Consider the following 22228-nt stretch of genomic DNA (forward strand, 5'->3'; position numbering starts at 1 on the left):
AGGGCAAGGAGGACACCTCCACTGGCCCGCGCCGTTCCATCGGCCGCCTTGAATCGCCCCGCCCCTGCCGCCACTCTATGGCGTGCCACGGACGCCAGGCAATCACCGCCCGCGTACCGTCCCATCACCTCAACGCGAGTCTACATGAGCAATTCCACGCCCTCCCGCCACCAGAAGCTCGTCATCCTCGGCTCCGGCCCCGCCGGCTGGACGGCCGCCGTCTACGCCGCCCGCGCCAACCTCAAGCCGGTGGTGATCACCGGGCTGCAGCAGGGCGGCCAGCTGATGACCACCACGGAAGTGGACAACTGGCCGGGCGACGCGCATGGCCTGATGGGTCCGGACCTGATGGCGCGCATGCAGGCGCATGCCGAGCGCTTCGAAACCGAGGTGATCTTCGACCACATCCATACCGCCGACCTGTCCCAGCGTCCGTTCAAGCTGACCGGCGACAGCGCCGAGTACACCTGCGACGCGTTGATCATCGCCACCGGCGCCACCGCCAAGTACCTGGGCATTCCCAGCGAAGAGGCCTTCAAGGGCCGCGGCGTGTCGGCCTGCGCCACCTGCGACGGCTTCTTCTACCGCGACCAGGACGTGGTCGTGGTCGGTGGCGGCAATACCGCCGTGGAAGAGGCGCTGTACCTGTCCAACATCGCCCGCAAGGTCTACCTGGTCCACCGCCGCGACACCCTCAAGGCGGAGAAGATCATGCAGGACAAGCTGTTCGCCAAGGTGGCCGCCGGCAAGATCGAGACCGTGTGGCACCACCAGGTCGACGAAGTGCTGGGCAACGATGCCGGCGTCACCGGCGTGCGCGTGAAGTCCACGCTGGACGGCAGCACCCGCGACATCGACGCCCACGGCTTCTTCGTGGCGATCGGCCACCATCCCAACACCAGCCTGTTCGACGGCCAGCTGAGCATGAACAACGGCTACCTGGACATCCGCTCGGGCCTGGGCGGCAATGCCACGCAGACCTCGGTGGAAGGCGTGTTCGCCGCCGGCGACGTCGCCGACCAGCACTACCGCCAGGCGATCACCTCGGCCGGCTTCGGCTGCATGGCCGCACTGGACGCCGAGCGCTACCTGGATGCGAAGGGCGACCTGGGCTGATCGGCAACGCCGCATCCCGGGCCACCCCACGAGGCCGACGGAACCTCCGTCGGCCTTTTTTGTACCCTATCCTCTGACCATGCCCGACCCCCGCTTCCTGCACCGTCTGTCCGATGTTTCCCCGGCCGCCTGGGATGCACTGCACGATGGGCGCAACCCGTTCGTCTCCCACGCGTTTCTGCACGGGCTGGAGGCGCATGGCTGCCTGCGCCCGGAGTGGGGCTGGCGTCCGCGCCATTTCACCCTGTGGGAGGGCGATACCCTGGTCGGGGCGATCCCCGGCTACCTCAAGGACAACTCGCACGGCGAGTTCGTGTTCGACCACGCCTGGGCGCATGCGTACGCGCAGCACGGGCGTGACTACTTTCCCAAGTGGCTGGGCGCGGTGCCGTACTCGCCGGTGACCGGGCCGCGCCTGTTGGCGCAGGACGATGCCCGCCGCACCGCCCTGCTGGAGGCGCTGATTACCGAGGTGGGACGCAGGGGCTGGTCCTCGGCGCACCTCAACTTTCATCCCGACGCGGAGAACGCCGTGTTCGGCGCCGACTGGATGCGCCGTGAGGACGTCCAGTTCCAGTGGCACAACCCCGGCCACTGGCACCGCTTCGAGGAGTTCCTCGCGGCAATGGACCACAAGCACCGCAAGAACATCCGCCAGGAGCGCGCCAAACTGGCCCGCACGGGCGTCACGTATCGCATCGTGCACGGCGACGAGGCCAGCGAAGACGACCTGCAGGCCATGCACGGCTTCTACCTGCAGACCTTCGCCGAGTACGGCAACTCGCCGGCGTTGACGCTGCCATTCCTGCGCCACCTGGCCCGGACGATGCCGCGCCGGCTGGTGATCTTCCTGGCCCTGCACGAGGACACCCCCATTGCCGGCGCCCTGTGCCTGCGTGGCGCGGACACGCTGTATGGCCGCTACTGGGGCGGGGCCACCCTGCCCGGCCTGCATTTTGAAACCTGCTACTACCAGGGCATCGAGTACTGCCTGCGTGAGGGCGTGGCCCGTTTCGAGCCCGGCGCGCAGGGCGAGCACAAACTCGCGCGCGGCTTTCTGCCCCGGCGCGTCTACAGCCACCACTGGATCGCCGAGCCGGCCTTTGCCGCCGCGCTGGCCGACTGGTGCGCGCACGAGCGCGCCGAGGTCGATGGCTATGCGCGCACGCTGGCCGCACACAGCCCGTTCAAGGCGCCCGACGCATGAGCCGGCGCCTGCCCTGGCAGCTGGACCCGCGCCCGGACGCCCCGTTCCCGCCGGCCGAGACCGCCCTGCGCGAGCCGGATGGCCTGCTGGCCATCGGTGGCGATCTGCATCCGGTACGCCTGCTCAACGCCTATGCCAGCGGCGTGTTTCCGTGGTTCTCCGACGGCCAGCCCCTGCTGTGGTGGTCGCCGGACCCGCGCATGGTGTTCCGCACCGGGGGCGTACAGCTGTCCAGCCGGTTCCGCCGCAGCGTGCGCGGCAGTGGTTGGGTGGTGCGTGCCGACACCTGCTTCGCCGAGGTGATCGCCGCCTGCGCGGCCAGCCCGCGCCCGGGCCAGGACGGCACCTGGATCACCGCCGCCATGCAGGAGGCCTACGTGGCCCTGCATCGGCTGGGCCACGCGCATTCGGTCGAGGTGTTCGACGGCGAACAGCTGGTCGGCGGCATTTACGGTGTGGCCATCGGCCGGATGTTCTTTGGCGAAAGCATGTTCAGCGCGGCCAGTGGCGGCTCCAAAGTGGCCCTGGCCGGGCTTGCCCATCAGCTGGCACGGTGGGGCTGGCCGCTGATCGACGCGCAGGTGGAGAACGACCACCTGCTGCGCATGGGGGCCGAGCATTGGCCGCGCGCGCGGTTTCTGGAGGTGGTGCGCGACCAGGTGACTGTTGCGGAGCCGCCCGGGTGCTGGACCGAACGGTTTGGGGTGTTGGCGGCGTCTTCTCTGGTGTAGTGCCGCCAGGGCGCCTGGTGCGGGGTGATTAACACAAACTTTGCATCCAAGGGGAAGAGCGCGTAAAATGCCCGCTCTTAAGGCCAGCTCGGCCGTTTACAGAACTGCACAGGACTACATGTCGAAAGACGACTCCATCGAGTTCGAAGGCACCGTCAGCGAGACGCTGCCGAACACCACTTTCCGCGTCCGACTGGAAAATGGGCATGAAATCATCGCCCACATCTCCGGCCGCATGCGCAAGAACTACATCCGCATCCTGACGGGCGACCGTGTCAAGGTCGAAATGACGCCCTACGACCTGACCAAGGGTCGCATCACGTACCGCATGAAGTAAGCGGTTCGGGGCGGCTTCCCAACAGAAGCCCCGCCAGAAGGCCAGCCAGGAGCTGGCCTTTTTGCGTGGGCGCAATTCAGGCAGCCACCCCCTGCCATGCGGCACCCTGACCGTACGCACCCTGACATCGGTCAGCCTGCCTTGCTGCAGATTCGCCCTGGCCGGAAGTGGCCGAAGCTGGCAGTCGGTCCAGTCCGGACCGCCACCCCTGCCCCTGCCATGAAGACCCTGATCGCCACCTGCCTGCTCGCCCTTGCCGCCATCGCCCCGGCGCAGGCCGCCGAACCCGCCGCCTCCGCCCCCGCGGACTGCATCACTCTGTCGGCCGACCAGCAACTGGTGCGCGCCGGCGCCAGCCGCAGCATCCTGCTGCGCAATGCCGACCAGCACTTCATCGTGCACTTCCGCAACAGCTGCGACAGTGCCGCCATCTCCCCCACGCTGACCTTCGAGACCCGCGGGCAGGAAGGCCAGCTGTGCAGCGCCGCCGGCAGCGTGCTGAAGACCCGCACCCAGAGCTGCGAGATCGCCTCGCTGGAGCCGATCTCGGCCGAGAGCTACGCCCGCAAGGCCCGCAACCGCCGCTGAGGCGGGCAGGCAAAAAGCAGAAGCCCCCGCAGAGCGGGGGCTTCCGTGTCCTCACTGACGGCCAGCGGCCGTCGTCATGCCACCCTTACTCCACCGTGGCCGGCAGGCGCCGCTCCGGTTCGGCCTGGGTTTCGATGAACAGCTCGTCGTCGCGCACGTCGATGCTCACCTTGCCGCCGTTGATCAACTTGCCAAACAGCAGTTCGTCGGCGAGCGGACGCTTGATCTTGTCCTGGATCACGCGTGCCATCGGGCGGGCACCCATCAGCGGATCGAAGCCGTGGTGGGCCAGCCAGTCGCGCGCGGTCGGCGTGGCCGACAGGCTGACGTGCTTTTCCTGCAGCAGCATTTCCAGCTCGATCAGGAACTTGTCCACCACGCGCAGGATGTGCTCGAAGCCCAGCGGCTGGAACTGCACGATCGCATCCAGGCGGTTGCGGAACTCCGGCGTGAAGCTCTTGCGGATGACCTCCATCGCGTCGGTGGCGTGGTCCTGGCGGGTGAAGCCGATCGAGCGCCGGGCAGCCTGGGCCGCACCTGCATTGGTGGTCATCACCAGCACCACGTTCTTGAAGTTGGCTTCGCGTCCGTTGGTATCGGTGAGCACGCCGCGGTCCATGACCTGCAGCAGGATGTTGAAGATGTCCGGGTGGGCCTTCTCCACCTCGTCCAGCAGCAGCACGCAGTGCGGGGTCTTGACGATCTTCTCGGTGAGCAGGCCGCCCTGGTCGAAGCCGACATAGCCCGGAGGGGCACCGATCAGGCGACTGATCGAATGCGGCTCCATGTACTCGCTCATATCGAAGCGCACCAGCTCGATGCCCAGCTGCAGCGCAAGCTGCTTGGTCACCTCGGTCTTGCCCACACCGGTGGGGCCAGCGAACAGGAAGTTGCCGATCGGCTTTTCCGGATTGCCCAGGCCCGAACGGGCCAGCTTGATCGCCGAGGCCAGCGACTCGATGGCCGGGTCCTGCCCGAAGATCACCATCTTGAGGTTGCGCTCCAGGTGCTGCAGCACATCCTTGTCGGTGGCACTGACCTGCTTGGCCGGAATGCGCGCCATCTTGGCGACGATCGTCTCGATCTCCTCGATGTCGATCAGCTCCTTGCGCTGCCCCTCGGGCATCAGGCGCTGGCGGGCACCGGCTTCGTCGATCACGTCGATCGCCTTGTCCGGCAGCAGCCGGTCGCCGATGTGCTTGACCGACAGGTCCACCGCCGCCTGCAGCGCATCGTCGGCGTAGGTCACCCCGTGGTGCGCCTCGTACTTCGGCTTGAGCCCCTGCAGGATCTCGTAGGTTTCGCCGACGGTGGGCTCGACGATGTCGATCTTCTGGAAGCGACGCGCCAGGGCACGATCCTTCTCGAAGATGCCGCGGTACTCCTGGAAGGTGGTCGAGCCGATGCAGCGCAGCTCGCCCGACGCCAGTGCCGGCTTGATCAGGTTGGAGGCGTCCATCGTGCCGCCGGACGCCGAACCGGCGCCGATGATGGTGTGGATCTCGTCGATGAACAGCACCGCGTTGGGCAGCTTCTTCATCGCGGTCAGCACGCCCTTCAGGCGCTTCTCGAAATCGCCGCGGTACTTGGTGCCGGCCACCAGCGCGCCCAGATCGAGCGAGTAGATGACGGCATCGGCCAGTACGTCCGGCACCGACCCTTCCACGATGCGCTTGGCCAGCCCTTCGGCGATGGCGGTCTTGCCCACGCCGGCCTCGCCCACATAGAGCGGGTTGTTCTTGCGGCGGCGGCACAGCACCTGGATGGTGCGCTCGATTTCATCGGCACGACCCACCAGCGGATCGATCTTGCCGTTGCGCGCCTGTTCGTTGAGGTTGCTGGCAAATTCGGCCAGGGCATCGCCCTTGCCTTCACCCTCGCCCCCTTCGGCCCGGCCCTCGCCCTCGGCCGACGGCGGCACTTCGCCCTCCTCACCCAGCTTGGCAATGCCGTGGGAGAGGTAGTTGACGATATCCAGCCGGGTGACGTCCTGCTGGTTGAGGTAATAGACCGCGTGCGAGTCCTTCTCGCCGAAGATGGCGACCAGCACATTGGCACCGGTGACCTCCTTCTTGCCCGAGGACTGCACGTGGTACACGGCGCGTTGCAGCACGCGCTGGAAGCCCAGGGTGGGCTGGGTGTCGCGCCCATCGTCTTCGGCCAGGCGCGAGACCGAGGCCTCGATGGCCTGCTCAAGCTCCTGGCGCAGGCGCTCGGCATCGGCACCGCAGGCCTTGAGTACGGCCTGGGCGGAAGGATTGTCGAGCAGTGCCAAAAGCAGGTGTTCCACCGTCATGAACTCATGCCGGGCCTCACGGGCGCGCTTGTAGCACTGTCCGATGGTGTGTTCGAGGTCTTTACTGAACATGATCAACTCCGGCGGCAGTTGGGAACAATATGCGGCCAACCTTCACGATTTCCATCACCCTAGCGGATCGGTGCGTTCAGATGGCGTTAGCACTCCACCGAACGCCCTTCTCTGCCTGCGAGACCCATGATGCCCGAACTTCAGCTCACGAAATGGCAGCTTGCTCGTGATGGCGACGTCATCACCACCCCGCATGCCCGTGTCTGGCCGGTCCGCCTCCCCGACGGAACCCCGGCGATGTTGAAGATGAGCACGTGTGCCGAGGAACGGAACGGCCACCGCCTGCTGCGCTGGTGGGATGGCCATGGCGCGGTGCGGGTACTGGCCTGGCAGGACGACGCGCTGCTGATGGAGCGTGCGGTGCCGGGCACCCCGCTGCGGGCAATGGCGCAGGACGGACAGGACGCGGCCGCAACGGCGATCCTGTGCGACGTGCTGGCCCGGCTGCATGGCCGGCACGGGCCGGCGCCGACGGACCTGGTGACGCTGCAGACCTGGTTTGCCGACCTGCTGGCGCCATCGCTGCCACTGTCGCCATTGCTGGAACAGTGCAGATCACTCGCGATCCAGCAGCTGGGCACCCAGATCGAACAGCGCCCGCTGCATGGCGACCTGCACCACGACAATGTGCTCGACGGCGGCCCGCGCGGCTGGCTGGCGATCGACCCCAAGCGGCTGCTGGGTGATCGTGCCTTCGACTACACGGTGCTGTTCTGCAACCCGGACCTGTGCGGGCCGGACATCCACGTGGCCACGCGGCCGGCGGTGTTCGATGCCCGGCTCACCCAGGTCTGCGCCCTGGCCGGGATCGAGCGGCGCCGCCTGCTGGCCTGGATCGCGGCCAGCGCCGGCCTGTCGGCAGTGTGGTTCCTGGCCGATGGCGACGACGCGGCGGTGGATCTGGCCGTGGCGGAACTGGCCCTGCAGCGGCTCGCGCAGGCCTGAGCGCGGGCCCGTGGGTCAGGCGCCGGTCTTTTCCATCGTGCACAGCAGCGGATGCTGGTTCATGCGCGAGAATTCATTGACCTGGGCGACCTTGGACTCGGCGACCTCACGGGTAAACACCCCGCACACCCCGCGGCCGCGGGTATGGACGTGCAGCATCACCTGCGTGGCCTTGTCCAGGTCCATCGCGAAGAAGTGCTGCAGCACGGTCACCACGAAATCCATGGGCGTGTAGTCGTCGTTCAACAGCATGACCTGGTAGAACGGCGGCGGTGCGACTTCCGGCCGTGCAGGCTCAAGCAGCACGCCGTGGTCGTGGTGGGGTTCGTGGGAAGGCTCTCGTGGCATCGGGCCATTATAGGGCCCCGCCCGCAGGATTGGACGTTGCCCCCCGTGGCCCTTCACAATCTGCACCTTCCCACCCCAGCTTTCACAGGAATGTCATGAAAAGGACTGCAGCCGCGCTGTTGCTCACCGTCACCGCCTTCGGTGCCCACGCAGCCGACCCCGACAAGGTCGTCGGCGCCACACTGGACAAGCTGGACTACACCTACGAGGTGGACGAGGACGGCGACTACAAGCTGGTCTTCGATGTGGAAGACGGCCGCAGCCAGCTGGTCTACGTGCGCTCGGCCGTGGAAGAGTTCGGCAGCCACAAGATCCGCGAGATCTGGTCGCCCGGCTACACCTCCCCGGGCAAGCAGTTCCCGGCCGCGGTCGCCAACCGCCTGCTCGAAGACTCCCAGGACGCCAAGATGGGCGGCTGGGTCAAGCAGGGCGAGCTGGCCATGTTCGTAGTCAAGGTCGACGCCACGGCCTCGCCCGACGCGCTGAGCGATGCCATCGACGCGGCGATCCGTACCGCCGATGCGATGGAAAAAGAGCTCACCAAGAAGGACGACTACTGAGGTGACTGCCGTGCCGGTCCCGCGCTGGGCGCCCCACGTCACCGTGGCCACGATCGTGGTCCGCGACGGGCGCCTGTTGCTGGTGGAAGAGCGGATCGACGGGCGGGCGGTACTCAACCAGCCCGCCGGCCACCTGGAGCCCGGCGAGTCGCTGGCCGAGGCGGCGGTCCGCGAAACCCTGGAGGAGACCGGCTGGCAGGTGCGCCTGACCCACTTCGTCGGGGCCTACCAGTGGACCGCGCCGGACGGCACGCCGTTCGTGCGGTTCGCCTACGCCGCCGAGCCGGTCGCGCATGACCCGGCCCGTCCGCTGGACATCGGCATCGAGCGTGCCCTGTGGCTGTCCCCGGCCGAGCTGCGTGCCGACCCGGCACGCCTGCGCAGCCCGCTGGTGTGGGAGGTGGTGGCCGACTATCTGGGCGGCCAGCGCCATCCCCTGTCGCTCGTGAAGGTGACCGCATGAGCGCGCCACGGATCATGGTCGGGGTCTCCGGCGGCGTGGATTCGTCCGTGGCCGCGTGGCGGCTGGTGCAGCAGGGCGAGCCGGTGGCCGGTCTGTTCATGCAGAACTGGGCCGACGACGGCAGCGGCGACTGCCGCGCCGAGGACGACCGCCGCGACGCGGTGGCCGTCTGCGGCCTGCTCGGCATCCCGTTCCACTTCCGCGACTTCTCCGGCGAATACTGGCAGGGCGTGTTCGAGCACTTCCTGGCCGAGTACGCCGCCGGGCGCACCCCCAACCCGGACGTGCTGTGCAACCGCGAGGTGAAGTTCAAGCACTTCCTGGACGCGGCGCGCGAACTGGGCGCCGAACGCATCGCCACCGGGCACTACGCCCGGATTGCCCGACACGGCGGTCGCTGGGCGCTGCTGCGCGGCGCCGACCGCAGCAAGGACCAGAGCTACTTCCTGCACCAGTTGGGGCAGGAACAGCTGGCCGCCACGCTGTTCCCGATCGGCGACCTGCAGAAGAACGACCTGCGCCGGATCGCCCGCGACGCGCGCCTGCCCACCCACGCCAAGAAGGATTCCACCGGGATCTGCTTCATCGGCGAGCGCGACTTCCGCGAATTCCTGGGCCGCTACCTGCCGGCCCGCACCGGCGAGATCCGCGACCCGGACGGGGTGGTCATCGCCGAGCATCCCGGCGTCTTCTATTTCACCCTGGGCCAGCGCGAAGGCCTGAACATCGGCGGCGTGCGCGGCTGGCCGGCCGCGCCGTGGTATGTGGTCGGCAAGGATGTGGCCAGCAACGTGCTGTACGTCGACCAGGACCGCGACAGCCCGTGGCAGCAGTCCACCCGCCTGCACTCGGAGGTGGCGCACTGGATTGCCGGCGCCCCGCCCGCCCGCCGGTTCGACTGCACCGCGCAGACCCGCTACCGCCAGCCGGACGAGCCGTGCACGGTGCAGGTGCGCGACGATGGCACCGTGGAGGTGCACTTCGTGCGCCCGCAGCGCGCCGTCACCCCTGGTCAATCGCTGGTGTTGTATGACGATGAGGTCTGCCTGGGTGGCGCGGTGATCGCCGCCACCGATGCGCCGCTGGAGCAGCGCCTGCGCACCACCCCTTCTCCTTTCGAGGTATCTGCTGCATGAGTTTTTCCATCGACGACCGCGTTCTCGCACTGGCCGGCATTGCCCAGGCCCTGCAGCAGGTGCGCCGCATCGCCGAAACGGGCCACTCCGAAGCGGCCGTGGTCCGCACGGCGGTGGACAGCGTGTTCCGTATCGACGCCGACAGCCCGCAGGAAATCTACGGCAGCGCGGCCAACGTCGCCCCGGGCCTGCGCCTGCTGCACAACTATCTGAGCAGCAAGGGCCAGGACGAAATGCTGCCCCGTCTGGCACTCGCGGTGCTGCAGCTGGAGCGCCGGTTCGTGCGTGAGCACGACGTGGTCGAGAAGGTCAGCGCCGGCATCGAACGCGCCCAGGGCCAGGCCCTGACCCTCGGCGACAGCGCCCACCCGGATGTGCTGGCCACGCTGGGCGGGGTCTATGCCGACACGATCAGCAACCTGAAGCCGCGGGTGATGGTCCAGGGCAACCCGCACTACCTCGGCCAGGCCGGCGTGGTGGCCGAGATCCGCGCGCTGCTGCTGGCGGCGGTGCGCTCGGCGGTCCTGTGGCGCCAGACCGGCGGCCAGTACTGGGACTTCCTGTTCTCGCGCAAGGCGATGATCGACGCAGTGGACCGTCAGCTGCGCTGACGGAGGGGAGTGACGACCAACGGTCGTCACCTGCCGCGCACTCACATGGATGAATGTGCGTGTGGCGGCTAAAGCAAACGGGGGTACGGCCGATACATCCTCCGTGCACTTCCCGAGAACGTCCATGTACTCACGCATCTTCATTCGTCTGGCCGCCCCCCTGGTCCTGACCCTTCTGCTTCCTTTCGCCATCGGCTTCGAGTGGCCGGCCGCCCTGCGTTGGGCGATCCTGACCACGATGACGCTCAGCTGGCTTGGCTTTGCCTGGTGGACCACACGGGCGCAGACCCAACGGTCGCCGGAACACGCCCGCATCCTGCGTGAGCAGGATCAACTGCTGACCGAGCTGCGCTCGTTCGTGGTCAACGAGGTTGAGGGCTCGCGCGGCGAAGTCGAGCGTGCCCGCGACCTGATCCGCCACGCCGTCAGCGGCCTGGGCGGCAGCTTCGACGCGATGAACCGCAAGTCCCGCCAGCAGAGCCAGGCATTGGCCCGCATCGTCGACCGCGCCGGTGAAGACGGCGGCGCCGGCGTCGACGTGGCCCGCTTCGCCCAGCACGCCAGCCACCGCATGGAACAGCTGGTGGAAGCGCTGGAGCAGGTCAGTGGCCAGAGCAGCAACACCGTGCAGCACATCGACCAGATGGCGCAGCACCTGGATGGCATCTTCGCCCTGCTGGAAGACGTCAAGTCGATTGCCGACCAGACCAACCTGCTGGCACTGAACGCCGCCATCGAAGCCGCCCGTGCCGGTGAAGCCGGTCGTGGCTTCGCCGTGGTCGCCGACGAGGTGCGCAACCTCTCCGAGCGGTCCACCACCTTCAACGAGCAGATCCGCAAGCTGGCCCACAGCTCCAAGGACGCCATCGCCAAGGTGCGCGAGACCGTTTCGCACATGGCCTCGCGTGACATGGACCGTTCCCGCGAAGCCCGCCACGAAGCGGCGCAGATGCTGGACAACGTGGCCCAGATCAATGCCTCGCTCGGCGACGGCATGCGCGAGATTTCCGAGTGCGGCCGTGCCATCGACAGCAGCGTGGCCGAAGCCGTCCGCGCCCTGCAGTTCGAGGACATCGCAACCCAGGCGCTGGGTGGCGTGCACACCCACCTGGACCGCCTGACCGCGATCAACCGCGAAGCCGTGGCGCTGCAGGAACTGCTGCATCGCAATGGCGGCGTGATCGACGAGGAAGTCGTCACGGCCCTGCAGCGCACCGGCAGCCGCCTGCGCGAAATGCGCAGCGAATGGGAACGCCCGCCGCACAAGGCGGTGGCCCAGCAGAGCATGGCCGCTGGCGCGGTCGAACTGTTCTGATCGACATGTCGCGTGCCGGCCACCATACCGGCACCTGCAACGGCCCCGGCATTCCCGGGGCCGTTGCGCTTGCATCACCCGCCCTGGTTGCAGATGATCGTCCGATGCTGTTGAACACGTCCGTGCCTGCCGTTGCATCCCTGCCGCCCCTCGACCCCGAGCCGTTGGCTCAGACGGTCGTGGCCAGCGCCACACCCCCTGCCCCGGCTGCGCCGATCGCACCGCCGCAGGGCCGCGCCCTGATCGCCTGCCTGGAACAGCTGGCGCAGCAGGAGCTGGCCGAACTGGCCACCCGGCCGATGCCCGTGCCGGCCCCGCCGCACGCCATCGATCCGGCGCATGCCAGCCTGGCCTGGGACCTGGGCCTGACCGGCGACGCGCTCGACGCCGCCCGCTGACCCGTACCGCCGGGCGCGGGTGGGCTATCGTGCACAACGCGCGGGATTGCCCCTCGCGCTCCTGCCAGGACCGATCCCGCATGAATACCCGCCTGAAGCGGTTGGCGCTGCATGCCCAGGGACTGGGCGCGAAGGCACGGTTCGGTACCGGTATCGACGGCACGCACCAGGCCATCGCCCATCTCGGCTACGTCCAGATCGACACGCTGTCGGTGGTACAGCGGGCGCACCACCACGTGCTGTGGAACCGGGTGCCGGCGTACGATCCGGCCGACCTGAACCGCCTGGTCGGCGAGAAGAAGATCTTCGAGTACTGGTTCCACGCGGCGGCCTACCTGCCCATGCGCGACTACCGTTTCGCGCTGCCGCGGATGACATCGATACGCAACGGTGAGAGCCGCTACTTCTGCAATGGCGACACGCGCCTGATGCAGGAGATCGTGGCGAAAGTCCGCTCGGAGGGCGCGCTCGGGCTGCGTGACCTGGAAACGGGAGGCGCGCGCAGCGGCAGCTGGTGGAGCGGTGGCCCGGCCCGTCGCGCCGTCGAAACGCTGTTCATGCGCGGCGAGCTGATGGTGTGCGAGCGTCGGGGTGCCGAGAAGCGCTACGACCTGGCGGAGCGCTGCCTCCCGGAAGGCATCGACCTCAGCGTGCCCAGCACTCACGCCTACGCCGCCCATCTCTTCGACACGCATCTGCGGGCACATGGCGCGGTGACGTCAGCGCAGGTGCTGCACCTTCGTACGGGCCAGACGCTTCGTGCGGCCGTGCGTGATGTCGTCCGTGAGCGGCTTGACGCCGGCGTCGTCCAGCGGCTGCAGGGGATCGGCGGTCTGGACGTCTACGTGGACAGTGCTGCCGCGACGCGCATCCCGGCCCTGCCCGCGCGGGTCACGATCCTCTCACCGTTCGACAACCTGATCATTCATCGCGATCGTCTGAGCGCGCTGTTCGGTTTCGACTACCGGATCGAGTGCTATACCCCGGCGAACAAGCGCGCATTCGGCTACTTCTGCCTGCCGGTTCTGCATGGAGATGTCCTGGTGGCGCGCATCGACTGCAAGGCACACCGCAAGGAAGGACGCCTTGAGGTGATCAGCACCCACTGGGAGGCCACCGCGGACCGCGAGCCGGTGCTGCCGCGCCTGGCCGACGCACTGCAGCGGTTTGCCACGTTCAACGGCTGCCACACGGTGGATGACCCCGCACACCCCGCCCCGTAGAGCCGGGCTCTGCCCGGCTGTCGCGCGAAGCGCGGGGTTTGCAGCGTCGGAACGAAAAGCAGCCACGTAGAGCCGGGCTCTGCCCGGCTGTCGCGCGAAGCGCGGGGGTTTGCGGCATCGGAACGGAAAGCAGCCATGTAGAGCCGGGCTCTGCCCGGCTATCGCGCAAAGCGCGGGGGTTTGCGGCGTCGGAACGAACGGCAGCCGGGCAGAGCCCGGCTCTACAGGACTATCGCGCAAAGCGCGGGGTTTGCAGCGTCGGAACGAAAGGCAGCCGGGCAGAGCCCGGCTCTACGGGGCTGTCGCGCGAGGCGCGGCGCAGGGGTGTCAGGTCACCGCGTGCGGCGCAGCCTGCAGGCGCTCGCGTGGGGGGATCTGCGCCCCGCCCTGCTTTAGCCACTGGGCCAGGTCGCGCGGGGTGAGCGGGCGGGAGTACAGGTAGCCCTGGATCTCGTCGCAGCCCTGGCGGCGCAGCATCGCTTCTTCCTGCTCGGTTTCCACACCTTCGGCAACGACCTTCATGCCCAGCGCGTGGCCCAGATGCACGATGGCCTGGGTGACCTCGGCAGTGCCGGCGTCGTGCAGCATGCCCTGGACGAAGCTGCGGTCGATCTTCAGGCGGCCGACCGGGAACCGGTTGAGGTAATGCAGGTTGGAGAAGCCGGTGCCGAAGTCGTCCACCGCCAGCGGTACGCCGTGGCGTTCGAGCACGTCGAAGCAATGGCGCAGCACGTCGGTGTCGCGGATCAACGCCGACTCGGTCAGCTCCAGCTCCAGCCGCTGCGGTGGCCAGCCGTGCGCATGGCAGATGTCGATCACGCGCTCGGCGAAGCCGCGGTCACGCAGCTGTACGGCCGAAACGTTCACCGCCACCCGATCAAATTGCAGCCCGGCCTGGTCCCACGCCGCTGCCTGACGACAGGCTTCGGCAAGGACCCAGTCGCCGATCCGTACGATTTCCCCGCACTTCTCGGCGATGGGGATGAACTCGGCCGGGCTGCAGTAACCGATGCCGGGCCGATGCCAGCGCAGCAGCGCTTCGATCGCCGGCGGTGCGCCGTGGTCGGCGTGCAGCAGCGGCTGGTAGGCCAGGCTGAACTCCTCCCGCTCGATCGCACCCAGCAGGGCATGCTCGATCTCCAGCTTGCGCTGGATCCGCAGCAGCGCGTCCTGGCTGTAGTACTGATACGTGTTGCGCCCCGCTTCCTTGGCCGCATACATCGCCGCGTCGGCGGCGCGCAGCAGTGAATCGAAGTCGCTGCGGCCGTCGTCGAGCATCGCGATGCCGACGCTGGCGCCCACCTTGAGCGTGGTCTCGCCGCGATGCAGCGGTTCGGCCAGCGAGGCAATCAGTTTGCGTGCGACGTGGCCGGCGTCTTCCGGGTCGGCCAGGTCACGCAGCACCACGATGAACTCGTCGCCACTGAAGCGCCCGAACAGATCGCTGTTGCGCAGGTTCTGGTGCAGGCGCGCGGCGGCGGCCTTGAGCAGCGCATCGCCGGTGGCGTGGCCGAAGGTGTCGTTGATGGTCTTGAAGCCGTCCAGGTCGATGAACAGCATCGCCAGCGGTGCGCCGCGGTCGCGGGCCTCCTCGATCGCATCGGCGGTCTGCTCGCGCAGCAGCATGCGGTTGGGTAGGCCGGTCAGCAGGTCGTAGTGGGCCAGCAGCTCGATGCGCTCGTTGGCTTCGCGCTCGCGGGTGATGTCACGGAACAACACCACAAAGCGCGTCGGCAGACCGTCGCGGTGGTCCAGTTCGATCAGCACCTGCACCCAGATGCGCAGCCCGGACTGGCGGTAGAAGCACAGGTCCAGCTGCTCGGGCAGGCCGCCACCGGCGATGCGCTCCAGGGCCGCCTCGAAGGCGTCGCGCGAATCCTGGGTGTACAGCGCCAGGGCCTGGTCGAGGCTGATCGGCTCCTTGCGCAGGCCGTGGATGCGGTAGCACTCCTCGGTCCACTGCATGCTGCGCGTGGCCACCTCGATCTCGCAGCCACCGATCCGGCCCAGCGCCGAAACGCGGTTGAGCAGTTCGGTGCGCCAGCGGATCAGCGCGTCGGTCTGGTGCTGCTCGGTGATGTTCTGGACCTGGCCCAGCAGACGCTGCACGCGCCCATCCGGGCCGACCAGGGGCTGCATCCAGACACGCAGGTGCAGCGCGCCGTCGCGCGGGCGCGGCAGTTCCAGCTCCAGCGTGGTGGCACGCCCATCGCGCCACATGCGGCGCCACGCGCTGCGCAGCTGGCCGCGCGAGCGCGGTTCGAGCCGGCGCAGCCAGTGGCGGCCGGCCGGCATCGGATCGTCGCCCTCGCCCACCAGGGCGCGGAACTCCGGCGACCACCAGAACTGGCGCGCCTCCGGGTCCCATGACCAGCTGCCCATGCTGGCAATGCGCTGGGCCTCGCGCAGGTGCACCTGCTGCTCGCGCAGCTGGGCCTCCATCTGTTTCTGGGCCTGGATGTCGGTGTGGGTGCCTACCATCCGCAGCGGCTGGCCGTCGGCCGTGCGGCTGACCACGCGACCACGGTCCAGCATCCAGCGCCACTCGCCGCTGGGGTGGCGGACGCGGAACTGGGCGCTGTAGACCGCCCCCTCGCCGCGCAGATGCGCGTCCAGTGCGGCGCGGACCTGCGGCTGGTCATCGGGGTGCACGTGCTCGAGCAGCGTGCCGGCGGTATCGCCGAGGCCCTGCTCGACGTCCATCGGCTCGCCATCCCAGCGCCGCGAACGGGTCACGGTGTCGCTGGGCAGGTCCCAGTCCCACAGTCCATGCCCGGCATGTTCCAGGGCCAGCTCCCAGCGGCTGCCCGCGTAGGCGGCCACCGGCTCGGGCACGCTCAGGGTGAAGGCCAGCAGCTGTCCGTCGGGGTCGTGGACGGCACGCATCCAGCCGTCGAACCGGCCGCGCGGCCCGCCGGGAAGTTGACACGGCACCAGGCCACCGTCGGCAGCGAGCAGCCGCAGGTCTTCCAGCAGCTCGCCGTAGGCGGCCAGGGTTGCCGGCAGACCATGCTCGCGCGCAGCCGGATTGGCCGCCAGTGGGCGACCGGCACGGTCGAGGATGACCAGTGCCGAGGCCAACGGGTGCTGCAGCAGACTGGCGATGATCCCTTGGTCCACGCGGTATGACTCCGAAAACGCACCCGACAACCGGGAACGCAATCGTTAGCGGCGGGTTTTGCCGATTATTGAGCGCCCACCCGCACACGGACCCGCACAACGCATCGTTCCCCCCTCACCTCAAAGCCTGTCGCACCCTCTAAGATGGTCGCTGCCCTCGCCACCGGTTCCCGCCGCGCCCATGCCTGTCGACGCCTCCGGCCACCCGCCGTCGCCCCCGCCCGAACGCCCGCTTGCGCGCGATCTGCGCCGCGACCGCTGGCGGGTGGTGGGGATGTACCTGGTGCTGGCGCTGGTGTGGATCCTGTGCAGCGATGCGGCGGTACAGGTACTGGCCGGGGACATGCACACCGCGGCACGCTGGCAGACCTTCAAGGGCGCGTTCTTCGTGATCGCCAGTGGCGCGCTGATCTACCTGCTGCTGCGCCCGCTTGCCCAGCATGTGCTGCACACCCATGCGCTGCTGGAAGGGTCGGAAACCCGTCACCGCCAGATGTTCCAGGGCAACCCGGGGCCGATCCTGGTGTACGACCTGGCCACGCTGGCGATCCTGGACGTGAACCCGGCCGCCTGCAGCCTGTTCGGCTGGACCCGCGAGGAGTTCATGGCGCTGCCGGTGGATGCGCTGTGGCCGCCCGACCAGGACGCCGCATTGACCGACAAGCTGGCCCAGATCCGCGACCAGCCCGAGCAGTTGTGCGTGGTCACCGCCGATCTGCAGCTGAAGGACGGCAGCCTGCGGCGCATGGAGATGCGCAGCAGTGCGATCGACTACGACGGCCACCAGGCCCGGCTGCTGATCGCCATCGACCGCACCCGCGAGGACCAGGCGCTGCAGCGACGCGACCAGGCGCTGGCACGCGTCGAGGAGGCCCACGAGATGGCCCGGATCGGCGCCTGGGAACTCGACCCGGCCAGCGGCCAGGGCCGCTACTCGAACCAGGTGTACCGGCTGCTGGGACGCCGCCCGCCCGAGGCGCGACGCTGGCACCGTTTCGAGGAGCTGCTGGTCCCGGCCGACCCGGCAACGGCGGCGCTGAGCGAGCAGCTGCTGGCCGAGATGAATTCCGGCGAGCCGGTGCAGATCGACGTGCTGCTGCCCCTGCTGGCGATGGACGGCCGCGCCCTGATGGTGCACCTGCGCGCGCAGAGCGGCGTGGATGACGCCGGCCGGCCGCGGGTGCTGGGGACGCTGCAGGACGTGACCGAGCGCGAGCAGTCGCGCCGCCTGCTGCGCGAACGCGAGGAGCAGTTCCGCGAGCTGGTGCGGGTACTGCCCGACGGCGTGGTGATCCTGTCCGACGAACATGTGCTGTATGCCAACGCCTGCGCCGCGGCGCAGTTCGGCTATGCCAACCACACCCTGCTCGGCGAGCCGCTGGCGGTGCTGGTGGCCAGCGCCGATCTGGCGCGCGTGCGCGCGCAGCTGTTCGCGCCGATCCCGGTCCCGTCCACCGGCGCCGGCGAGGTGATCGGCATGCGCCGGCTGGACGGCCAGCACTTCCAGGCCGGTCTGGCGGTGGGTGATGTGCGTTACGGCGGGCGCAACTGCAAGCTGCTGATCGTGCGCGACCTGAGCGAACCCGAACGCATCCGCGCGGCGCTGGAAACCAGCAACCGCGAGCTGCAGGCGATGGCCGGCCGGCTGTTCTCGCTGCAGGAAGACGAACGCCGCGCGATCTCGCGCGACCTGCACGACGACATCGGCCAGGCGATCACCGCGATGAAGCTGTCCGCCTACGCGGCGCAGGACGAGGCGGACCCGCTGCGCCGTGACGAAGACCTGGTGCAGATCATCCAGCTGGCCGACACCACGGTGGGCAAGCTGCGCGACCTGTCCACCCTGCTGCGCCCGCCGCAGCTGGACGCGCTCGGGCTGGAAGCGGCCCTGCGCTGGCAGGCCGGCGTGCTGTTCCGTTCGGCCGCCATCGACCTGCTGCCGGACATCCAGTCGCTGCCGCGCCGCCCGGCCGGCGACATCGAGCAGGCCTGCTTCCGTATCGCCCAGGAGAGCCTGACCAACGTGCTGCGCCACGCACGCGCCAGCCAGGTCAGCCTGCAGCTGCGCGACGTGGACGACCAGGGCCTGCACCTGCAGATCCGCGACGACGGCGAAGGCTTCGACCCCGACGGCCCGCGTGGGCTGGGGCTGATTGTGATGCGCGAACGCGCGCAGAGCGTCGGCGGCACCCTGAAAATCGAGTCGGCGCATGGCGCCGGCACCCTGATCGACCTGTACCTGCCCTACCGCGCCACCGGCGTGGGGGCTGCTGAAATCCTGGAACACTGAGCCCATGTGGAACCCTTCCCTGCCCCTGGTCAGCATCGAGGATGCCCCGGACCGCCTTGGCGCCGGCAACCCCGAGCTGCAGGCAATGGTGGCCGAGGCCGCCTCCGGCGGCACCCCGCTGATGCTGATGCACGTGGACATCGACCATTTCGCGTCGGTCAACGAAAACATGAGCGCCGAGGTCGGCGACCAGGCGCTGGTGCTGGTGGCCCAGCGCCTGCAACACCACCTGCGCGGCCGCGGCAAACTGTGGCGGCATGGCAGCGATGAGTTCCTGATCGCGGTGCAGCGCACCGCCGATGTGCCGCTGCCCGAGGACCTGGCCGAGGAAATCCGCCAGCAGCTGGAGCTGCCGCTGTCGGTGCTGCCGTATACGCTGTTCATGACCGGCAAGCTGGGCGTGAGCCTGTGCCCGGAGCACGCCAGCGGCGCGTCGCGCCTGCTCGACCACGCCGAGGACGCGCTCTACCAGGCTGCGCGCGAAGGCGGCAATGCGGTGCGCATCCACGCGGTGGACACGCCGTCGAGCGCCCACAGCGAGAGCATCATCGCCCGGCAGATCGTGGATGCCATTCCCAACGGCGAGCTGAAGCTGCGCTACCAGCCACTGGTCAGCGCCCGCGACGGCCATGTGGTGGGCATGGAAGCGCTGCTGCGCTGGCAGTCGCCGACGCTGGGCATGCTGGTGCCGGAACGCTTCATGCGCACCGCCGAGCGCCTGGGCATCATCGTGCAGATCGGCACGTGGGTGCTGGAAGGCGCGCTCAAGCAGGCGCGGCTGTGGCGCGACCAGGGCTTCGACGATTTCACCATCGCGGTGAACGTGTCCACCCTGCAGCTGCTGCGCCCGAACTTCTTTGCCGAGGTGATGGCGCTGATGCAGACGGCCGGCGTGCCGGCGCACATGCTGACGCTGGAGATCAACGAAAGCGCGCTGACCAACAACGTCAATTTCGTGCACGAAACGCTGGTCAACCTGCGCAATGAAGGCATCAGCCTGAGCCTGGACAACTTCGGCACGGGCGATTCCAGTCTGAGCGCGCTGGTGCGCTACCCGGTCGACAAGCTGAAGATCGACCGCAGCTTCATCAAGAGCGCGCCCGCCGGCAACCGTGAGGCCGCCATTGCCCGCGCGATCATCGCGATGGGCCACCAGCTGGGCATGACGGTGATCGCCAACGGCGTGGAGTCGCAGGCACAGCTCGGCTTCCTGCGCCGCAACGACTGCGATGTGTTCCAGGGCTACCTGTTCGGCGAGCCGATGTCGGCCGATGCGGCCGGGATGACGCTGCGCCGCCGCTACCTGCGCCCGGAAGCTTTCGCCGAAACCCGCCCGGACCGCACGCTGCTGCTGCTGGACGATGAAGAGAACGTGCTGCGCTCGCTGGTACGCCTGTTCCGCCGCGACGGCTACCGGATTCTGGCGGCCGGCAACGTGCGCGATGCCTTCGACCTGCTGGCGATCAACGACGTGCAGGTGATCCTGTCCGACCAGCGCATGAGCGACATGAGCGGCACCGAGTTCCTGGGCCGGGTGAAGATGCTCTACCCGGACACGATCCGGCTGGTGCTGTCCGGCTACACCGACCTCAACACCGTCACCGACGCGATCAACCGCGGCGCGATCTACCGCTTCCTGACCAAGCCGTGGAACGACGACGAGCTGCGCAAGCACATCCACCAGGCGTTCCGCACGCACGAAGAGCAGCGCCGCGCCAACACCGCTCCGCCGGTCGCGATTGCAGCGCCGGAAGACGAATAGCGGGGCCGGGCGCTGCCTGGGTGTTGGTTCTTCGCGAACAGCGCCTGGTGGTCTGCCTGTTGCTGGCGGGGCTGACGGGTGTGGGTGTGCGGGACACGCCGTGAACCCATCCCTGGGGGCTCGTAGAAAACATCCATGTTTTCTACGGTCCCGCACACCCACACCCGTCAGCCCCCAGACACCGGGTCGGCGGCCACGGGAAATCAAATGCCCTGTCGGCCCATTCCGGGCGGTCGGCACGTGGCCGCCATGAACGATCAGCGCCGGTGTGGATGAAGGTCAACGAACCCCGCGTTTGATTGCCCGTGGCCACCGGGTCACTGTCACGGGCCGGCGGGGGCGGGCTTACGGGACCGTAGAAAACATGGATGTTTTCTACGAGCCTACAGGGATGTATTTACGGCGTGTCCCGTAAGCCCGCCCCCGTCGGCCCAGCCAGCGACAGGCAGACAGCCACCGGCTGTTCGCGCAGGGGTCAGCGCGGCTGCTTGATCGGCAGCACCACGCGGAAGCGCGCGCCTTCGCCGGGGGTGCTGTCCAGGTCGATGCGGCCGTGGTGCTTGTTGATGATGCTGTAGGAGATCGACAGGCCCAGGCCGGTGCCGCTGCCCACCGGCTTGGTGGTGAAGAACGGATCGAAGATGCGCTGGCGCAGCTCCGGCGAAATGCCGCCGCCGGTGTCCTCGAACTCCACCCAGACCGTGTCGCCGTCCACGCCCGTGCGCACCGTGATCGTGCCGCGTTCGGCGATCGCGTGGCCGGCGTTGAGCAGCAGGTTCATGTACACCTGGTTGAGCTCGGACGGCAGGCACTCCACCAATGGCAGCTGGCCGAACTCGCGGTGCAGCGTGACCTTGTACTTGAGCTCGTTCCAGATGATGTTGATCGTCGATTCCAGGCCCGCGTGCAGGTCCACCAGCTTCCACGACTCGTCACGGCCGGAATACGAGAAGTCCTTCAGGTCGCGCACGATCCGCGTCACCCGCTCGATGCCCTCGCGCGACTCGGCCATCAGCTGCGGCAGATCGCGGCTGATGAAATCGATGTCGAACCGGTTGCGGATGTCGTCGATTTCGGGGATCAACGCCTTCGGGTCGGGCGCACGCAGCGCACGCTCGTAGGCCTCGATCACCGTGAACAGACTGCGCAGGTACTCCTGCAGGCTGCCCAGATTGGAGTGCACGTAGCCGATCGGATTGTTGATCTCGTGCGCCACACCGGCCGCCAGCTGGCCGATGGAGGCCATCTTCTCCGACTGCAGCAGCTTTTCCTGCGTGCCGTTCAAGCGAAGGTAGGCCTGGCGCAGCTCGGCGTGGCGCTGCTGCAGCTCGCGCTCGTAGTCTTCCTGGCCTTCGATGCGGTGGAACAGGGCCAGATAGTGGCGCTCACCGGCCGCCTCGTGATGGTAGACGTGGGCGATGACCATGCGCTCGCCGACCGGCAGGCTGCCATTCCAGTGGCCATGCTGGCGGGCGTGCTCCAGCGCGTCCGGCGGCAGGCGCTGCCGCAGCCACTGCGTCGCGCTCAGGCCAGCGTCGGGCTCGGCCTGGCCGAGGATGTCGCGCAGTGCGGCATTGGCCACCGCCACGCTGCCATCCTCACGGAACAGCAGCACACCTTCACGGGTGTGCTCGAACAGCGCGAGCAGGACCGGCTGCGGGGGCAACGGCGCGGTGACAAGAGAGATATCAGCGGTCACGGTCACTTCGG

At 68.4% G+C, this 22228-nt stretch carries 19 protein-coding genes; 15 read left to right on the forward strand and 4 right to left on the reverse strand.

Annotated elements, in window-relative coordinates:
- Nucleotides 1-144: 144 nt before the first annotated feature.
- The 5 genes from trxB (at nucleotide 145) to ACO6VK_RS13635 (ending at nucleotide 3979) form a co-directional block, all read left to right on the forward strand.
- Nucleotides 145-1116: a thioredoxin-disulfide reductase gene (trxB, locus tag ACO6VK_RS13615; protein ID WP_422507957.1), complete on the forward strand. Its 972-nt coding sequence runs from the start codon at nucleotides 145-147 to the stop codon at nucleotides 1114-1116.
- A gap of 79 nt (nucleotides 1117-1195) precedes the next feature.
- Nucleotides 1196-2323, forward strand: coding sequence for a GNAT family N-acetyltransferase (locus ACO6VK_RS13620; RefSeq protein ID WP_422507959.1), 1128 nt, complete (start codon nucleotides 1196-1198; stop codon nucleotides 2321-2323).
- Entirely contained in the window at nucleotides 2320-3054 is a 735-nt protein-coding gene (gene aat / locus ACO6VK_RS13625) for a leucyl/phenylalanyl-tRNA--protein transferase (protein WP_422507961.1), read from the forward strand. Before ACO6VK_RS13620 ends, aat begins: the two co-directional genes overlap by 4 nt.
- A gap of 118 nt (nucleotides 3055-3172) precedes the next feature.
- Entirely contained in the window at nucleotides 3173-3391 is a 219-nt protein-coding gene (gene infA / locus ACO6VK_RS13630) for a translation initiation factor IF-1 (protein WP_005409596.1), read from the forward strand.
- A 219-nt stretch (nucleotides 3392-3610) separates the two neighbouring features.
- Nucleotides 3611-3979 (forward strand): hypothetical protein, encoded by a 369-nt coding sequence (locus ACO6VK_RS13635; RefSeq protein ID WP_422507973.1) that lies wholly within the window; start codon nucleotides 3611-3613, stop codon nucleotides 3977-3979.
- An 85-nt stretch (nucleotides 3980-4064) separates the two neighbouring features.
- Here the strand turns inward: ACO6VK_RS13635 and clpA are convergent, their stop codons facing one another.
- The gene (clpA, locus tag ACO6VK_RS13640; protein ID WP_422507975.1) at nucleotides 4065-6347 is read right to left on the reverse strand and encodes an ATP-dependent Clp protease ATP-binding subunit ClpA; all 2283 of its coding nucleotides are present in this window, start codon (nucleotides 6345-6347) and stop codon (nucleotides 4065-4067) included.
- Nucleotides 6348-6476: 129 nt separating this feature from the next.
- Here clpA and ACO6VK_RS13645 point away from each other — a divergent pair, with 129 nt between their 5' ends.
- Nucleotides 6477-7292, forward strand: a complete 816-nt coding sequence (locus ACO6VK_RS13645) for an aminoglycoside phosphotransferase family protein (protein ID WP_422508102.1) — start codon at nucleotides 6477-6479, stop codon at nucleotides 7290-7292.
- Between the two features lie 15 nt (nucleotides 7293-7307).
- On the opposite strand, the gene clpS is transcribed toward ACO6VK_RS13645, so the two are convergent.
- Nucleotides 7308-7640, reverse strand: coding sequence for an ATP-dependent Clp protease adapter ClpS (clpS, locus tag ACO6VK_RS13650; protein WP_422507977.1), 333 nt, complete (start codon nucleotides 7638-7640; stop codon nucleotides 7308-7310).
- Nucleotides 7641-7735: 95 nt separating this feature from the next.
- Here clpS and ACO6VK_RS13655 point away from each other — a divergent pair, with 95 nt between their 5' ends.
- The 7 genes from ACO6VK_RS13655 (at nucleotide 7736) to ACO6VK_RS13685 (ending at nucleotide 13346) form a co-directional block, all read left to right on the forward strand.
- A complete protein-coding gene (locus ACO6VK_RS13655) occupies nucleotides 7736-8200 on the forward strand; it encodes a hypothetical protein (protein ID WP_422507979.1) in 465 nt (154 codons plus the stop codon).
- Between the two features lies 1 nt (nucleotide 8201).
- Nucleotides 8202-8663, forward strand: coding sequence for an NUDIX hydrolase (locus ACO6VK_RS13660; RefSeq protein WP_422507981.1), 462 nt, complete (start codon nucleotides 8202-8204; stop codon nucleotides 8661-8663).
- Entirely contained in the window at nucleotides 8660-9799 is a 1140-nt protein-coding gene (gene mnmA / locus ACO6VK_RS13665; protein ID WP_422507983.1) for a tRNA 2-thiouridine(34) synthase MnmA, read from the forward strand. Before ACO6VK_RS13660 ends, mnmA begins: the two co-directional genes overlap by 4 nt.
- A complete protein-coding gene (hflD, locus tag ACO6VK_RS13670; RefSeq protein ID WP_422507985.1) occupies nucleotides 9796-10410 on the forward strand; it encodes a high frequency lysogenization protein HflD in 615 nt (204 codons plus the stop codon). The genes mnmA and hflD overlap by 4 nt, the downstream gene beginning before the upstream one ends.
- 124 nt (nucleotides 10411-10534) lie before the next feature.
- A complete protein-coding gene (locus ACO6VK_RS13675; RefSeq protein WP_422507987.1) occupies nucleotides 10535-11725 on the forward strand; it encodes a methyl-accepting chemotaxis protein in 1191 nt (396 codons plus the stop codon).
- Between the two features lie 104 nt (nucleotides 11726-11829).
- Complete coding sequence (locus ACO6VK_RS13680) at nucleotides 11830-12123, forward strand: hypothetical protein (protein WP_422507989.1); 294 nt, start codon at nucleotides 11830-11832, stop codon at nucleotides 12121-12123.
- An 80-nt stretch (nucleotides 12124-12203) separates the two neighbouring features.
- Nucleotides 12204-13346, forward strand: a complete 1143-nt coding sequence (locus tag ACO6VK_RS13685; protein WP_422507991.1) for a winged helix-turn-helix domain-containing protein — start codon at nucleotides 12204-12206, stop codon at nucleotides 13344-13346.
- 327 nt (nucleotides 13347-13673) lie between these two features.
- Here the strand turns inward: ACO6VK_RS13685 and ACO6VK_RS13690 are convergent, their stop codons facing one another.
- Complete coding sequence (locus tag ACO6VK_RS13690; RefSeq protein WP_422507993.1) at nucleotides 13674-16466, reverse strand: bifunctional diguanylate cyclase/phosphodiesterase; 2793 nt, start codon at nucleotides 16464-16466, stop codon at nucleotides 13674-13676.
- 181 nt (nucleotides 16467-16647) lie between these two features.
- On the opposite strand from ACO6VK_RS13690, the gene ACO6VK_RS13695 reads away from it, so the two are divergent.
- Nucleotides 16648-18756 (forward strand): PAS domain S-box protein, encoded by a 2109-nt coding sequence (locus ACO6VK_RS13695; protein ID WP_422507995.1) that lies wholly within the window; start codon nucleotides 16648-16650, stop codon nucleotides 18754-18756.
- A gap of 4 nt (nucleotides 18757-18760) precedes the next feature.
- On the forward strand, nucleotides 18761-20518 hold the full coding sequence (locus ACO6VK_RS13700; RefSeq protein ID WP_017354429.1) for an EAL domain-containing protein: 1758 nt from the start codon (nucleotides 18761-18763) through the stop codon (nucleotides 20516-20518).
- A 475-nt stretch (nucleotides 20519-20993) separates the two neighbouring features.
- Here ACO6VK_RS13700 and ACO6VK_RS13705 read toward each other — a convergent pair whose 3' ends face one another.
- Complete coding sequence (locus ACO6VK_RS13705) at nucleotides 20994-22217, reverse strand: ATP-binding protein (RefSeq protein ID WP_422507998.1); 1224 nt, start codon at nucleotides 22215-22217, stop codon at nucleotides 20994-20996.
- Between the last annotated feature and the right edge of the window lie 11 nt (nucleotides 22218-22228).

This window comes from Stenotrophomonas sp. GZD-301 (assembly GCF_049310345.1).
Lineage (GTDB): Bacteria > Pseudomonadota > Gammaproteobacteria > Xanthomonadales > Xanthomonadaceae > Stenotrophomonas.

Coding starts and splice junctions, on each gene's coding strand:
- trxB (WP_422507957.1), top strand. CDS start 145: ATGAGCAATTCCACGCCCTCCCGCCACCAGAAGCTCGTCATCCTCGGC.
- ACO6VK_RS13620 (WP_422507959.1), top strand. CDS start 1,196: ATGCCCGACCCCCGCTTCCTGCACCGTCTGTCCGATGTTTCCCCGGCC.
- aat (WP_422507961.1), top strand. CDS start 2,320: ATGAGCCGGCGCCTGCCCTGGCAGCTGGACCCGCGCCCGGACGCCCCG.
- infA (WP_005409596.1), top strand. CDS start 3,173: ATGTCGAAAGACGACTCCATCGAGTTCGAAGGCACCGTCAGCGAGACG.
- ACO6VK_RS13635 (WP_422507973.1), top strand. CDS start 3,611: ATGAAGACCCTGATCGCCACCTGCCTGCTCGCCCTTGCCGCCATCGCC.
- clpA (WP_422507975.1), bottom strand. CDS start 6,347: ATGTTCAGTAAAGACCTCGAACACACCATCGGACAGTGCTACAAGCGC.
- ACO6VK_RS13645 (WP_422508102.1), top strand. CDS start 6,477: ATGCCCGAACTTCAGCTCACGAAATGGCAGCTTGCTCGTGATGGCGAC.
- clpS (WP_422507977.1), bottom strand. CDS start 7,640: ATGCCACGAGAGCCTTCCCACGAACCCCACCACGACCACGGCGTGCTG.
- ACO6VK_RS13655 (WP_422507979.1), top strand. CDS start 7,736: ATGAAAAGGACTGCAGCCGCGCTGTTGCTCACCGTCACCGCCTTCGGT.
- mnmA (WP_422507983.1), top strand. CDS start 8,660: ATGAGCGCGCCACGGATCATGGTCGGGGTCTCCGGCGGCGTGGATTCG.
- hflD (WP_422507985.1), top strand. CDS start 9,796: ATGAGTTTTTCCATCGACGACCGCGTTCTCGCACTGGCCGGCATTGCC.
- ACO6VK_RS13675 (WP_422507987.1), top strand. CDS start 10,535: ATGTACTCACGCATCTTCATTCGTCTGGCCGCCCCCCTGGTCCTGACC.
- ACO6VK_RS13680 (WP_422507989.1), top strand. CDS start 11,830: ATGCTGTTGAACACGTCCGTGCCTGCCGTTGCATCCCTGCCGCCCCTC.
- ACO6VK_RS13685 (WP_422507991.1), top strand. CDS start 12,204: ATGAATACCCGCCTGAAGCGGTTGGCGCTGCATGCCCAGGGACTGGGC.
- ACO6VK_RS13695 (WP_422507995.1), top strand. CDS start 16,648: ATGCCTGTCGACGCCTCCGGCCACCCGCCGTCGCCCCCGCCCGAACGC.
- ACO6VK_RS13700 (WP_017354429.1), top strand. CDS start 18,761: ATGTGGAACCCTTCCCTGCCCCTGGTCAGCATCGAGGATGCCCCGGAC.